This window comes from Undibacterium sp. RuRC25W (assembly GCF_049339825.1).
GTDB lineage: Bacteria > Pseudomonadota > Gammaproteobacteria > Burkholderiales > Burkholderiaceae_D > Undibacterium.
Map to the genome: position 1 here is coordinate 1 of NZ_JBMPPD010000033.1, position 14,011 is coordinate 14,011.

Annotated in this window: 13 protein-coding genes and 1 tRNA gene; 6 read left to right on the plus strand and 8 right to left on the minus strand. The window is 44.8% G+C overall.

The genetic code is table 11. The features are described from left to right. On the plus strand, positions 1-92 hold a 92-nt coding region (locus ACO0KV_RS14505), incomplete at its 5' end, for an IS3 family transposase (protein ID WP_423042293.1). 52 nt (positions 93-144) lie between these two features. Here ACO0KV_RS14505 and ACO0KV_RS14510 read toward each other — a convergent pair. From ACO0KV_RS14510 to ACO0KV_RS14520, 3 genes are read right to left on the minus strand one after another with little or no spacing between them, the layout of a single operon-like run. Beyond that, complete coding sequence (locus tag ACO0KV_RS14510) at positions 145-1,014, minus strand: Bpu10I family restriction endonuclease (protein ID WP_423043272.1); 870 nt, start codon at positions 1,012-1,014, stop codon at positions 145-147. A gap of 1 nt (position 1,015) precedes the next feature. Further along, positions 1,016-2,200: a DNA cytosine methyltransferase gene (locus ACO0KV_RS14515; RefSeq protein ID WP_423043274.1), complete on the minus strand. Its 1,185-nt coding sequence runs from the start codon at positions 2,198-2,200 to the stop codon at positions 1,016-1,018. Between the two features lie 25 nt (positions 2,201-2,225). Further along, positions 2,226-2,711 (minus strand): hypothetical protein, encoded by a 486-nt coding sequence (locus ACO0KV_RS14520; protein WP_423043276.1) that lies wholly within the window; start codon positions 2,709-2,711, stop codon positions 2,226-2,228. 61 nt (positions 2,712-2,772) lie between these two features. Here ACO0KV_RS14520 and ACO0KV_RS14525 point away from each other — a divergent pair. The 3 genes from ACO0KV_RS14525 to ACO0KV_RS14535 all read left to right on the plus strand — a co-directional run bounded on the left by ACO0KV_RS14525 (position 2,773) and on the right by ACO0KV_RS14535 (position 6,321). Then, positions 2,773-2,847, plus strand: a tRNA-Arg gene (locus ACO0KV_RS14525). Positions 2,848-3,480: 633 nt separating this feature from the next. Then, positions 3,481-4,212, plus strand: a complete 732-nt coding sequence (locus ACO0KV_RS14530; protein ID WP_423043278.1) for a substrate-binding periplasmic protein — start codon at positions 3,481-3,483, stop codon at positions 4,210-4,212. 192 nt (positions 4,213-4,404) lie between these two features. Next, complete coding sequence (locus ACO0KV_RS14535) at positions 4,405-6,321, plus strand: ATP-binding cassette domain-containing protein (RefSeq protein WP_423043280.1); 1,917 nt, start codon at positions 4,405-4,407, stop codon at positions 6,319-6,321. A gap of 108 nt (positions 6,322-6,429) precedes the next feature. On the opposite strand, the gene ACO0KV_RS14540 is transcribed toward ACO0KV_RS14535, so the two are convergent. The 3 genes from ACO0KV_RS14540 to murB all read right to left on the minus strand — a co-directional run bounded on the left by ACO0KV_RS14540 (position 6,430) and on the right by murB (position 10,785). Beyond that, a complete protein-coding gene (locus ACO0KV_RS14540; RefSeq protein ID WP_423043282.1) occupies positions 6,430-7,743 on the minus strand; it encodes a putative bifunctional diguanylate cyclase/phosphodiesterase in 1,314 nt (437 codons plus the stop codon). Further along, entirely contained in the window at positions 7,740-9,467 is a 1,728-nt protein-coding gene (locus tag ACO0KV_RS14545) for an HD-GYP domain-containing protein (RefSeq protein WP_423043284.1), read from the minus strand. Before ACO0KV_RS14545 ends, ACO0KV_RS14540 begins: the two co-directional genes overlap by 4 nt. 289 nt (positions 9,468-9,756) lie before the next feature. Continuing rightward, positions 9,757-10,785, minus strand: coding sequence for a UDP-N-acetylmuramate dehydrogenase (gene murB / locus ACO0KV_RS14550; protein WP_423043286.1), 1,029 nt, complete (start codon positions 10,783-10,785; stop codon positions 9,757-9,759). Between the two features lie 86 nt (positions 10,786-10,871). On the opposite strand from murB, the gene ACO0KV_RS14555 reads away from it, so the two are divergent. Both ACO0KV_RS14555 and ACO0KV_RS14560 read left to right on the plus strand, forming a co-directional pair. Next, positions 10,872-11,363: a YajQ family cyclic di-GMP-binding protein gene (locus ACO0KV_RS14555; RefSeq protein ID WP_423043288.1), complete on the plus strand. Its 492-nt coding sequence runs from the start codon at positions 10,872-10,874 to the stop codon at positions 11,361-11,363. A gap of 121 nt (positions 11,364-11,484) precedes the next feature. Then, positions 11,485-12,114, plus strand: coding sequence for a retropepsin-like aspartic protease family protein (locus ACO0KV_RS14560; RefSeq protein WP_423043289.1), 630 nt, complete (start codon positions 11,485-11,487; stop codon positions 12,112-12,114). Positions 12,115-12,158: 44 nt separating this feature from the next. Here ACO0KV_RS14560 and aroG read toward each other — a convergent pair whose 3' ends face one another. Both aroG and ACO0KV_RS14570 read right to left on the minus strand, forming a co-directional pair. Next, entirely contained in the window at positions 12,159-13,223 is a 1,065-nt protein-coding gene (aroG, locus tag ACO0KV_RS14565) for a 3-deoxy-7-phosphoheptulonate synthase AroG (RefSeq protein WP_423043291.1), read from the minus strand. 364 nt (positions 13,224-13,587) lie between these two features. Beyond that, positions 13,588-14,007: a tetratricopeptide repeat protein gene (locus ACO0KV_RS14570; protein ID WP_423043293.1), complete on the minus strand. Its 420-nt coding sequence runs from the start codon at positions 14,005-14,007 to the stop codon at positions 13,588-13,590. Positions 14,008-14,011 lie beyond the last annotated feature (4 nt).

A 14,011-nucleotide genomic window follows, 5' to 3' on the forward strand; every position in this document is an offset into this window, starting at 1 on the left:
CCTATATTCGATACTATAATCATGACCGCATCAAAATGAAATTAAAAGGGCTGAGTCCTGTGCAATACAGAAATCAGCCCTTAGTAGCATAGCAATTAAACTGTCCAACTAAATGGGGTCAGTTCACTTAATGACTGGCTTTTTTCATATCAAATAACCGTTTTCAAGTCCATGTGCAATCCCGCCTTCCCAGTCCGCTGTTAAGAACACTCTGACATAGTTAAAGCAATGCTCTAATACATCAGGATATATCGGATTCTTTACATAATCTGGGCTATATCTAAACTCTCGGTCTGTATTCTTTTGCTTCCTCAGAACATAGATTTGATCTATTTTATACTTTTTCAAATTTACTGATTCAGTTAGCTTTAACCATTCTGCAACAACTATATAAACCGCATTAGGATTTTTTTGCTTTAATTGATCTGCTGCGGTTGATACATCTTGCAGCATAGTTTTATCTAGATACGTTTTGCACTCAATCGCAACAGCAGGAATATCCCAATCATGAATTTCTGCTTCTTCTTGGCCTTGGCATTGCATAGTTGCTCTGACACTTGCTCCAATTGCAAAGTCATGATCTTTCTTTTCAATTAGAGCATTTGGTGACTTTACCATCGCGCTGTATGAAGTGGCTCTGAAGAATAAATCTTTAAATGAATGTGATTTACCAATGAGAGCCGTTTCGGATATGCTGAATACCAGATCCCTAAAAAGATAGAACATAAACTCTTCTAGAACGGAAGAATGCAAGTTTGATCGTGAGTCAAATTTTTCAGCATAGTGTTGCTGATCTAGGAAGTCTTTATATTCATTTAAGAGTCGTACTCTCTCTATGAGAGTTTCTTGGTCATTTTCTGCAATTTCTTTCGTTGGTCCCTTAAGAGCTTCATTCGCAGATTTCCATTGGTCATACTTTGCGCGAATTTCAGATAGAAATTGTTTCGACTCTTTATCGTTATATTTTGTTTGATGAGTCTCTTTTTGTTCTAAATTATTGCCGTGAACGAACATGCTAATCTCCGAGAATTGATATGAGGTGCTGTGCAATTGCTTTCGCCATTAGCGGCGGGACTGCATTACCAATTTGGTTGTATTGACATAAGTGAGTGTCTTCAGTACGGCCTTCACGGTTAAGTAGTTTGTGGCTAACAACTGTTGGCTTTCCTTTGAATACATACCAATCGGGAAAAGATTGAATTCTTGCTCCCTCACGAGCGGTGAAATTCCGATTTTTATACGGATGAACAAAGTTTGCGTAAAATGAAGCAGCGATAGTATGGCAAGGTTTATCGGGGTGCATTCTACGATTATTCTGGTCATAGATTTTCTCAGATATTTCTGTGCTATTTCGTTTTAATGGTTTAAGGTGATCCGGTACATCTGATGTTGAATCTCCCCACGCCATTGAGGAAAATCGTTCTACAAGACGCTTTGAATGGTTCATCGCCTTATGGTTGTAGACTGATTTTGAATCTATTCTCAAATTTCTTTGGTAATCATTTTTTGGATCGGAGATGTATTCCATTTCTTCCCCGCCTTCTCGCGCTTCAATATCTGGCATATCAGAAATTGCATCCCAAAGTGTCGGGCACGCAAGGAGTTGATTTTCAAAGAGGTCATTATTTCTAATCACCGAGTGTGTCTTTTGAGGAAATGGATCATCAATTTTTACCCTTGTAGCGATCACTACAAGTCGCCGCCTAATTTGCGGAACTCCGTAATCTGTAGCTTCTAGGATTTTATATTTTGCATGGTATCCAAGGCTTTCGAGTTCAGATACGATAATATCCACAACTAATTTTTTTTCAGCAGTTCGCGCCTTGATCAGATTTGGAACGTTTTCCATGATCATAACTTCCGGCTTTAGCAATCTGCCTACTCTAATAAATTCCTCAAATAGAGAATTTCGAGGATCTTTGGGATCTCCACTGTTTTTATTGCAAATGGAAAATCCTTGACATGGCGGACCACCAAGAATTACTGTTGGTTTAAGCGGGGAAAATCGGTCTAATATTTCCTGATCTGAGAGATCGGTTATGTCAGCTTTCAATACTTCAGCATCAGGGTGATTAAACTTAAATGTGTCAGTCGCCCAACTGTCTCTTTCAATAGCACCAACTAATTTTGCACCTGCCAGTTGAAAGCCCAGGCTAAATCCTCCAGCTCCAGCAAATGTGTCTAAAATTCTAAATTCCATTTTTTTAGGCTTCTCTTAAGATCGGTTAAATTTTTCCATCATTCTTTTGGATTGATTCGTTTTTTGATGGAAATTTCGTTTCAAAACGATCAGACATTTCTTTCTTATTGGCATAGTTGTTCAAATTCTCTGCCAAGTTCAGCATAGCAGTTGCACGTTCTTCCAAAGACTTGGCAAATGCTCTGAGCATGAAAATATGTGACAAGTCCTGAACTGGTGCTGTGGACTTGGTTGGCTTCTTCTTGACGGTGATCTGTGGTGCTGGCGCTTCTTCTGGAACTTCTTTAGTTGGTGTGGTTTCACCATTCAAAAGGAAGTTGGCCACGTCATAGATTGAGTAGTAAACGAGTCGTCCAATGTTCTTGAAGGGGATTGGAAAACGGTTTTCTTTTCGCAACTTTGATTGCTGCTTTGGTGGAATACCAATTTCTTCAGACAGTTGTTCCGGCGACATCAACAACTTGCCTTTGGTCTTTTCTCTCAAATAATCAATAAGTTGTTGACTGACCATCTTGTATATCGCTTCTTGTCTAAAGACTCGCACCAATGCTATAGTGTGAGGCTGATCGTGTGTCCCTGTAGTTCAATGGATAGAACAGGTTCCTCCTAAGAATCAGATCCAGGTTCGATTCCTGGTGGGGACACCACCGATTGACGCCACATAAAAAAACAGGTAGCCACGTGCTACCTGTTGTCGTTTCTGGCCCTTACTTTTCCATCTTCGTGTGCCAAAATTGTTCCAAGACTACCTTGGATCAAGGTGGATTTCGAGGGATTAGCAGAGCCTGCTTTCCATACAAATCAACAACTTAGCTTTGGTTTGGCACCCTCCCAAGTCGCTTAGGAGGCATACGTTCTATCCATTGAACTACGGCGAGACACGGCATGAACAAACTTAACAGCTGCTCAATAAGCCCGCCATCTTACCTGAGCGCAGCAGAACAATCAATTGAAGGCTCATTGAAGGCTCAATGCCTGATAAGTCGAAGAGCCGACCAACGTCATTCATACCAAGCAATTGACTACGCATTCTGAGGGCACAGAAAAAATATGATCTATAAATATCCGCGCAGGATATTGCTAAAAAAAATACATGTCCTATGCTGAAATAAACCATGATGGAGATACGCCATCGTCACGTCGGCATTTGATGGATATATCTTCAGAGCAATATTAATATCATCCGGACTAGCGACACCGCAAAAAAGACACCTTCTGCAGATCAATATTGCCTCAGAAACAGTTTTATTCTCGGCTGCCATTATTCGTTCAGAGGTCCTATGAAATTGTTACGCCACATCTTATCAACGACATTAATTTTTTATCTGCTATCGGCCTATTACTGTGTCGTTGGGGCTGTCAATCTAGTGACAGAAGATTACCCGCCATTCAACTTTGTTAATCCAAAAACCGCTGAAATTACTGGTATATCTACAGAAAAAATCCAGGAATTAATGCGACGCGCCGACGAGAAATACACGCTAGTCGCTTACCCGTGGTCGCGGGCAGTCCAAATGGCGCAAAACAATCCAGAAACTTGTGTATTTTCCACTTCCCGAACACCTGGCCGAGAAACACTCTACAAGTGGGTTGACCCATTAGTTCACAACAACTGGACGATCTTTGGGCGTGCTGATGATACGCGCCATCCCAAGGTGCTAGAGGATTTGCGCACTTACGTCATTGGTAGCTATAGAAATGATGCCATCGCCGAGTTTTTTTCACTCAAGGGATTTGAAACAGATTTAGCGAATACAGATACCGACAATCCACGCAAATTACTTGTAGGCCGATTTGATTTCTGGGCAAGCGGTGAACTGCTGGGTATGCATATCCTGAAACAACAAGGTTTGACGAAGATGATCGTTCCCCTCTTCAATTTCAATCAGGTTGATATGTATCTGGCATGCAATTTAACAATGGCACAAGAAAAAATTGATAAATGGAATCAAATTCTGAAAACCATGGAAAAAGATGGCACCAGTAGCGGGATAGAAAAAAGGCTTAAATAAGTTAATGTGATAGCAATCATCCTGCGCTACATCTCGGATTTTTGAACAATATTTCACCACCTCAAGACGTACATTTCAGCTTTATCTGCGCTCGCCCCTTCGTCATATGTGGAATGCACGCCTGTCTCGCGTACAATACGACTTTTCTCTCATTTAGTCCGGCTCTTGACGCCGCTGACATCACAGGTATTTATGGCAGTTATCTCACTAAGCGATGCCCAATTGGCATTTGGTCACGTTGCCCTGCTCGATCATGCAGAGTTTTCTATTGAAGCCGGCGAGCGCGTCGGTCTGATCGGCCGTAACGGCACAGGTAAGTCCTCTTTACTGAAAATCATTGCGCGCACGTCCAAAATTGACGATGGATTGCTCGTTATGCAACAAGGCATCAAGATTGCCTATGTTGAACAGGAGCCGCAGTTCTCTCAAGAGATCTCCGTCTTTGACGCAGTTGCATCCGGTCTGGGCGAGCTGCCGGCCTTGCTGCAGGAATACGAAAGTCTGACTGGTCAGTTTGGCGGCGACAATGATGATGCACTGATGGAGCGTATGCACGACATTCAGGTCAAGCTCGATGCCGCAGATGCCTGGAGTCTGAATAATAAAGTTGAAACAACACTCGACAAACTCAATCTCGCCAAAGATGCGGTCATGGGTACCCTGTCTGGCGGTATGAAGAAACGTGTTGCTTTAGCCTGCGCGCTGGTCAGTGGACCCGATGTATTGCTGCTTGATGAACCAACCAACCATCTGGATTTTTCATCGATCCAATGGCTAGAAGGCTTATTGAAAGATTTCAAAGGTAGCGTGCTGTTCATCACCCATGATCGTAGTTTCCTTGACAATGTCGCCACACGCATCATCGAATTGGATCGCGGTAAGCTGACCTCTTTCCCGGGTAACTTCACGACGTACCAGACGCGCAAAGAAGAACAACTGGAAATCGAAGAAGTCGAAAATGCCAAGTTTGACAAATTCTTAGCACAAGAAGAAGTCTGGATTCGCAAAGGCGTCAAAGCACGTCGCGTGCGTGATGAAGGACGCGTTAAACGTCTAGAACAATTACGTCTGCAACGCAGCGCGCGCCGCGACCAGCAAGGTCAAGTCAAACTGGACGTTACATCAGGCGAGCGCTCAGGGAAAATCGTTGCTGAGTTGGACAATGTCAGCAAAAGTTTTGGCGAAAAAATCATTGTACGGGACTTTTCCAGCATCATTATGCGTGGTGATAAAGTGGGTCTCATCGGTCAGAACGGTGCAGGTAAAACGACACTGTTAAAAATGATTCTTGGTGAAGATCAGCCAGACAACGGGATGATCAAACAAGGTAGCAAATTACAAATCGCCTACTTTGATCAGATGCGTGCGCAACTCAATGAAGATGCCAGCCTCGCTGAAACAATCGCACCGGGTAGTGACTGGGTTGAAGTCAATGGTCAACGAAAACACGTGATGTCTTATTTAGGCGACTTCCTGTTTGCACCAGAACGCGCGCGCTCACCGGTCAAATCCTTATCTGGTGGCGAACGTAACCGCTTACTGTTAGCCCGTTTGTTTGCTAAGCCAGCCAACGTTCTGGTTCTTGATGAACCGACGAATGATCTGGATATCGACACGCTGGAATTGCTGGAAGAATTGCTGGAAGAATATACCGGTACGGTATTTTTAGTCAGTCATGACCGGACTTTCCTCGACAACGTCGTTACACAAGTTATTGTTGCTGAAGGCGAAGGACAATGGCGCGAATTTATCGGTGGATACAGCGACTGGGAACGCTATCGAAATACTGTCGCATCGACAAAAGCGACCGCAAAATCAGAGACCAAGTCCACTGCCGCGAATGCGAGTTCAGCAGCTTCTTTAGCGCCAGCAACAAAGGCAAAAAAACTCAGCTACAAAGAACAACGTGAGCTAGAAGAATTGCCAAAACTGATCGCGCAATTAGAAGCTGAACAAAAGCAGATTACAGCACAGTTAGCTGACGCGGATTTATACAAAAACGGTCCAGATGCCGCTAACAAACTCAATGTCCGGTTTGCAGAGATTGATGAGCAGTTGCTGGAAGCTTTAGATAAATGGGAAACCATGGAGGCGAAAACCAAAGGCTGAAATCAATCCTGAAGTTGATTCAGAACTAAAAAGTCTTTCATCCCAACAAAAAAGGTGTCCAGATAAGAATCGGGACACCTTTTTTTATTTCCTGAATCAATAGGGCTCTCAGTCAGAATGATGTCGTTGATGAAACGCATGACACCAGGCGATCATTTCATCGGCAGGCATCGGTTTGGCAAAATAGAATCCCTGAATTTGCTCGCAGCCCAGTGCCGCCAGCGCGTTCAGCGTCGCCTCCTCTTCAACCCCTTCCGCAACCACTGGCAAACCAAAATTGTGTGCCAGATCAATGATGCTTTTGACGATCTGTCGATCCTGAATCGATTCAATCATCCCCTGGACGAACATTTTATCGATTTTCAGTTCATCAATTGGAAAGCGCCGCAGATAGGCGAACGAAGAATAGCCTGTACCAAAATCGTCGATGGATAAATGAAAGCCTAATTTTTTCAATTCAAACAATACTTCTGTCGTTTGCGCGACATCCTGTATTAATGCGCTTTCAGTAATTTCCAAACCAATCTTCGAGGGCGCACTCATCCACAGATCGATTTTGTGTGCCAACGTCGCGACTAGGTGTGGCTGCGACAAGAGCCCAGCAGAAAGATTCACCCAGACGAGTAAATCAATGCCAAGATCGTTCCAGTGAGAGGACTCACGCAGAACAGTGCTCAACACTTGCAACGTCAATGCCTCAACCAATCCGCAGCGCTCCACCGTGTCAATGAGCACATTGACTGGGATGTATTCCTTGTGATCTGATGGCCAGCGAACCAAGGCTTCAACCGATTCTACACGCATCGTCGCCAGACTTACTTTGGGCTGATAGACGACGTTAAGTGCATTGGCATCAATAACCTCGGCAACTAATTTCGGCAGGTTTTCCGGTAGTAAGTTCGTGTTGATTTCGCCACTCAAAAAGGAAAATTTCTGATGTTCCTGGAGCGCTTTTTTTTGTGCATTGTCAGCTAAGCGTAGCATCGTCAACGCGTTTAGCCCATGCATCGGTGTACAAACAATACCGATGCATGGACTAAAATAAACGCTGGTATCGTCAACAGACAAAGGCGCTTCTAGCGCGGCCAAAATTCGATGTACTGCCAAAATTGCCAGCGCTGGTGCCGCCAAGCCAGGCATCATCAGCCAGCACTCGTTTGGACCAACTAAGATAAGTTGATCCTGCGAACGTAAAATCGGCTTGAGACACAACCAGATATGATCTTCCAAATGTTTTGCATGCGCTGGGGATAGCAACGATGCAATACGATCACTACGCTGCAAGTTAATCACACCGAGACCAAGAATCTGACTCGTTGTCGCATCCGCAATTGCTTTGTCCAAGCGCAAAGAAAATTCAGCACACGACGTAATACGCACTGGCTCTTGCAATAAGGGCGACGAAACAGAGTGAGATGTCATGTTTTTACCTGATAAAAACTTCTGCCATCAATGCCGTAAGCACCATCTGGCAAGCCACGCAAAATGCGTATCGGTACTTCACCATTCTGTCGTTCCTGAATCATGAGATTAAAAACCCAAGGCTGCTCTAGTCGTTCTTTTTCTGCGTTAGTCAGCACCAGAATCTGCGGTTCAAGACGACGTAATTTATTGTGCTCAAGCACAATCGCAGCTTCACCGGTGGAAAGCTCAATAAGACTGCCAATCGGAAAAATACCAATCGCCTGCACGAACTCTTCAACCAGTGGCGCATGCAGCTTATTCCCCGCCAATTTAAACAGCTCTTTCATTGCATCAAACGCAGAACGAGTCGAATCGTAACAACGGGTTGATGTCATCGCTGCAAAACTATCCACAATCGCTGCCATACGACCATAAATACTGATCTCCGCCGACTTCAATCCCGACGGATAACCGGTACCATCTAGGCGCTCATGATGTTGGCTAATGCCGAGAAAAACACTTTGAGAAAGTGGACCATTTTGCTGCAACTTATCGAGGCTCGTGCCGACATGCTGCGTCATGACCTGGTGCTCATCTTCATTGAGCTTGGCAGGTTTTTTGAGAATTTCGTCTGGCAAACTCAGCTTACCGACGTCCATCAACAAACCAATCATGCCTAAATCATTGAGCTGTTGCCGCGCAAAACCAAGGTGACGTCCTAACGCCATCAGATATACCGCAACCTTAAGACCATGGGCATAAGTCTGACTGTCCTCAGTTTGCATGCGCACTAACCACATAAGCGCAGCCGGATTCGCGATAACGCTTTCAGTCAGGAGCTGAACCGCCGGACGAACCTGCTCTAATTCGAGCTCTTTGCCTTCACCAATGTCTTGCGACATTTTTTCTAAAAATTCCTGGGTCCGAGTAAAAGCAACCGTGGCGTGCTTAATCTCTTCCCGCATCGGTGAGCGGTCTTTGTAGACAACCAGATTCAGCGTTGCTGGAATATATTCAGGATGTTTTTTCCTTGCGCCAAACTGTTTCCGCTGCAACGAAGAGCGTTGATAGGGCTTAACCGATCGCCATTTAATGATCATTCCCTGAATACGCTCAACCAGACTTAATGGGGCATAGGCAACATCACGCGGGTACAGGCCTTCAATTAACTGACTGAACGAGGCGGTTGACGGCGGCACTAACTGCGTACTGCGTTCGGCCTTGTTAGTAGACACAGGGGAGCTATTTGCGCTAGCGTAACGCAAGTAAAACGGCGCAGGCTGCGACGTGTACTCTTTCTCAACAGGCGTTTCTTCAAATACTTTTTTAGTCGCTCTGGCTTCATCCGATGAGCCACGAACCGCTTGCCACATTTGTTTGAGCGATGCTACGGCACCTGGCAATCCATCTTGAAAGTCAACATCAGATGGTGGCGCGGTATAAGTCACTCTCACCGTCGCATCTTGTACAACGGTTCCTTCTTTTTCTGCCAAAGGTACATGAAAACTGTCCCAAGGCAAATGCAATAGTGAAGCGGGGTCGCTGCGACTCGGATCAATTGTTAATTCGCGCACCATACCTTGCAACGTCTGACAGTCGAGCAATTCAGTCAGTAAAAAACCCTGTAGCATGAAAGGTGTTTTTTCCCAAGGTCGGTCCAGCTCGGCAATAAACATACCGACGCGCAGATCACTGATACTGATCAACAACGAATCACGTAATTTTCTTTTTTCGTGTATCACGGTAAATGATGAACGTTCAAACCAAATTTCAATAGATGATTCATGCGAAAAAGCTAGATATCGATCCAGTAAACATTTTACGCAAAAATCGAAGACTTAATACATTATTAATGTTTTATCGTATTTAATAATGCCTGATAATGCCTAAGTCTGCAGAGAGAGAACTAAGCCTAGCTGTCATTATCTCATCAGATCCAGCATAAATAATCTTTTTGACATTAGTTCACAAGCAAGGTCTATTACTGACAAAATCCAGTCTAGAATTCGTCTTAGTGACTACCATCTATACTCAATAGAAATTGGGCTCAATGTCCAACTCCACTGCAAATTGTTTAAATACATCCGCGCGAATTTGATCGGCCAAGGCACGTACGTCAGCACCGGTTGCATGACCACGATTAACGAGCACGAGTGCCTGTTTTTCATATACCCCAGCAGCACCAAGGTTACGCCCTTTCCAACCAGCCTGTTCAATTAACCAACCGGCAGCAAGCTTGTAATCACCCGATGGTTGAAGATAACTGACCAGTGTCGGGTGGTTCCCTAAAAGTGCATGACGGATAGTCGCCGACACCACCGGATTTTTAAAAAAACTGCCAGCATTACCAATGACTTGTGGATCTGGCAATTTTGCTTGGCGAATAGCAATGATTGCCCTACTTACATCACTGGCATCAGGTTTTTCAATATTAGCCTGCAGAAGCCATTTGTCAACATCAGCATAAGCCAGTTTCGGCATCCAGCATTTAGGTAGCGCGAAGGAGACATTCAGAATCACCATACGATCACGTAACTGCTGCTTAAAGATACTATCGCGGTAGGCAAATGCACAGGCCTTTTTATTCATCACGACCACTTCTCCGGTCTCGAAATCAAAGGCTTGTAACTCATGAAAGACGTCTTGAATTTCAACCCCGTAGGCACCAATGTTTTGGATCGGTGCTGCGCCGACTGTACCAGGAATCAGTGATAAATTTTCTAACCCAGGCCATCCTTGACTTAGTGTCCATTGGACAAACGCGTGCCAGTTTTCACCTGCGGCTGCAGTCACATAATAAAAATCATCATCTTCAGCGGTTAATTGCCGGCCATGTAAGCACATGTGTAACACTAAAGCATCCACACGGTCTGACAATACCAGGTTGCTGCCGCCACCGAGAATCAATCGCGGCATCTGGCGTAACGATACATCGTCACGAAGAGCACTCAGTTGCGCTAAGTCAATAATGGGTAAAAACAGCTTTGCCTGTGCAGCGATACCAAAAGTATTGAGCTTTTGCAGGGAAACATCGTGGGAAAGGGTATTAAGTTTGCTCATATAACGTAAATTATAGCTGCTAGGCTTTGTGATCGTCCCGCATTTGATAAAATGCGCTATGTTTATTTTTTCACCTAGGAAGTACTATGCCCTCATTTGATACCGTCTCTGAAGCAAACATGGAAGAAGTCAAGAATGCGGTAGCGCAATCTAATAAAATCATCACCAATCGCTTCGACCTCAAAGGCACCAGCGCAAAAATTGAACTCAAAGACAAAGAGCGCGAGATCGTCGTTTTTGCTGATTCTGAGTTTCACTTAGACCAGATCATTATTGAAATGAATCAGACACTGGGAAAACGTAAAGTCGATATCCGTTTCTTGGATTTGGGCAAAGTAGAAAAAATCGGTGGCGACAAAATCAAGCAAGTGATCAAAGTCAAAAATGGCATTGAGACTGAAGATGCTAAAAAAATCGTTAAAGTGATTAAAGAGAGCAAAATGAAAGTCCAGGCCAGCATTCAGGGTGATGCAGTGCGGGTGCAAGGTGCAAAGCGCGACGATTTGCAAGGAGCAATGGCGTTATTACGTAAAGAGATCAAGGATTTGCCGCTGGAATTTAATAATTTCCGCGATTAACCCGCGTCAAATGTTGGTATGAGGATTGCAGAAGTTCAGCGTAACAGCTCTAATCCTCAGCCTGCATACGTTGCCACCTTTTAATCTATTCTCTCGTCACCTTTTGTCCTGAGGACATGCTATGAAGTCTCTGATGTTAGTGTTGCTCATGCTGACGACTGGGCAAGTAGGTGCAACAGATGTGGATGTCGTTGGTTTATTTCCGGGTAAAGCGATCTTGGTCGTCGATGGTGCACCAGCCAAGGCTTACACCGTTGGTAGCATGCTGAGTAAGGACACCAAGCTAGTAGCGGCTGACGGAGAAACAGCAACAATTTCCGTCAATAAGAAACAGTACACGTTAAAAATGGGCGAGGCAGTCCAGCATGTGAACGTAGGCAGCAGTCACTCTGTTGTTTTGCAGGCCGGTGAACGAGGCCATTTCATTGCTAACGCTAGTATCAATGGTGTTGGTATCAAAATGATGGTCGATACTGGTGCTAGCTTGGTCACCCTACCCGCCTCCGACGCCGTGAGGCTAGGCATCACCTACACCAAAGGCGCCCGAGGCAAAGTCAATACCGCTGGGGGCGACGTTACTGCCTACGCTGTGAAGCTCGATAGCATCAAGATCGGTGAGATCACCCTTTATCAGGTTGATGCCTTGGTGATTGATACGGGATTAAGTATTCCACTGCTCGGCATGTCATTTTTAAACCGGATGGAGATGCGCCGTGAAGGCGATCAAATGACCCTGACCAAACGATTTTGATCAGGGTATAGCAGCACATGAACTCGTCGCAAATGCTTGCAGGCTTATTGAGCCGACTTCAACAAACGACGCTGTTTAACTGCGTTAGCCAAGCCTTCCAACACTGTAACGCTGGAATCCCAGTCAATACAACCGTCGGTGACAGACTGACCATAAACAAGCTCTTTACCAGGCACCAGATCCTGACGGCCAGCAACTAGATGAGACTCAATCATGACGCCAACAATACGCGTGTCACCTGCAGCGATCTGGTTACCAATATCAGCACAGACCGGAATTTGATTTGCCGGATTTTTGGAGCTATTGGCATGCGATGCATCAATCATTAGACGCGCTGCGAGACCAGCATTGGCAATATCCTTACATGCTGCGTCAACACTCGCCGCATCGTAGTTCGGTGCTTTACCGCCACGCAAGATGATATGGCAGTCTTCATTGCCATTCGTTGAGACAATCGCTGAGTGACCGCCTTTAGTGACAGATAAGAAATGATGCGGTTGCGACGATGCTTTAATCGCGTCAACGGCAATTTTGACATTGCCATCCGTGCCATTTTTAAAACCAACCGGGCAGGATAAACCAGAAGCCAGTTCGCGATGAACCTGAGATTCTGTCGTCCGCGCACCAATTGCGCCCCAGCTAATCAGATCCGCAATGTATTGTGGACTAATGACATCGAGGTATTCTGTTCCGGCAGGCAAGCCAAGTTCATTAATATTCAAGAGTAACTCACGGGCAATCCGCAAGCCATCATTGATACGGAAACTATTATCCATATAGGGATCGTTGATCAATCCTTTCCAACCGACGGTGGTACGTGGTTTTTCAAAGTAGACGCGCATGATAATTTCGAGTTCGCCGGCAAAGCGATGGCGTTGTTCTGCCAGTTTGCGCGCATATTCCATGGCAGCTTTGGTATCGTGAATGGAACAAGGTCCAATCACCACCATCAGACGATCATCTTGTCCGTGCAAAATGCGATGCAAGGCAGTGCGGGCATTGGCCGCTGTTTCAGAAGCTTTTTCTGAACAGGAAAACTCACGAATCAAATGTGAGGGTGGAACCAGTTCCTTCATTTCGCGAATACGTAAATCATCGGTGCGCTGCATGTTCTCTCCTAAATAATTCGATACAAATAAGTCAATACTGGTAAGTTAATGCAAATAAGTTAATGCTAGTGAGTCAATATAAGCGAGTATCAGATGCTAACAATCTCGGACCAAAAAAAAACCGCCACATCTGGCGGTTTTTACGAATTCTGGTTGGGCTCTTTTTCTTTGCGCGCTTACCTTCTTCCGACCGCCTGAGGCTGGGAATAGCTAAAGTAAAAAAAGAAAAAGAAGTGAGTCATTTTCATGAAATTAGGTGCCAAGCTTAATTGTCTGTATTAAATTCTGATAAAGCGTGAAAAGTCACGTAATGATATTGCATCAAAATTTTGCAATTAGCAAGCATAAACATCATAAATCTTACTTATTTTTTCCAAAGTGGCGGCGGTTCAGGGGGGACGTCTCCGTCTGGGTAGACGTTCATCACCGGATTACTTTTTTCTGCCAGTTGAATTTGTGGTGCATTTCGTCCAACCCAACGACGCAATTCTTGCAAATTGGCAACAATGTCAGCACGTCCTGGGCCAAGTCGGACCGCACGCTCCAGCAAATTTAAGGCCTTCTCGTAGTCCCCTTGGGCAGCAACGGCTACCGCTTGGTTGTTTAACGCAGAGGGATCAAAAGGATTTACCTTCGCAGCCTCGGCAAATTTTTTACTTGCTTCAAGATTATCGCCTTGCGACAGTTGCAAGCGCCCTTCGGTTTGCAGATCCGCAGAAACACTCGACGTCGAGATAGCTGATAACAAGAGTAGTAGTGTAAAACGCACAGAAAATTGACACATACTC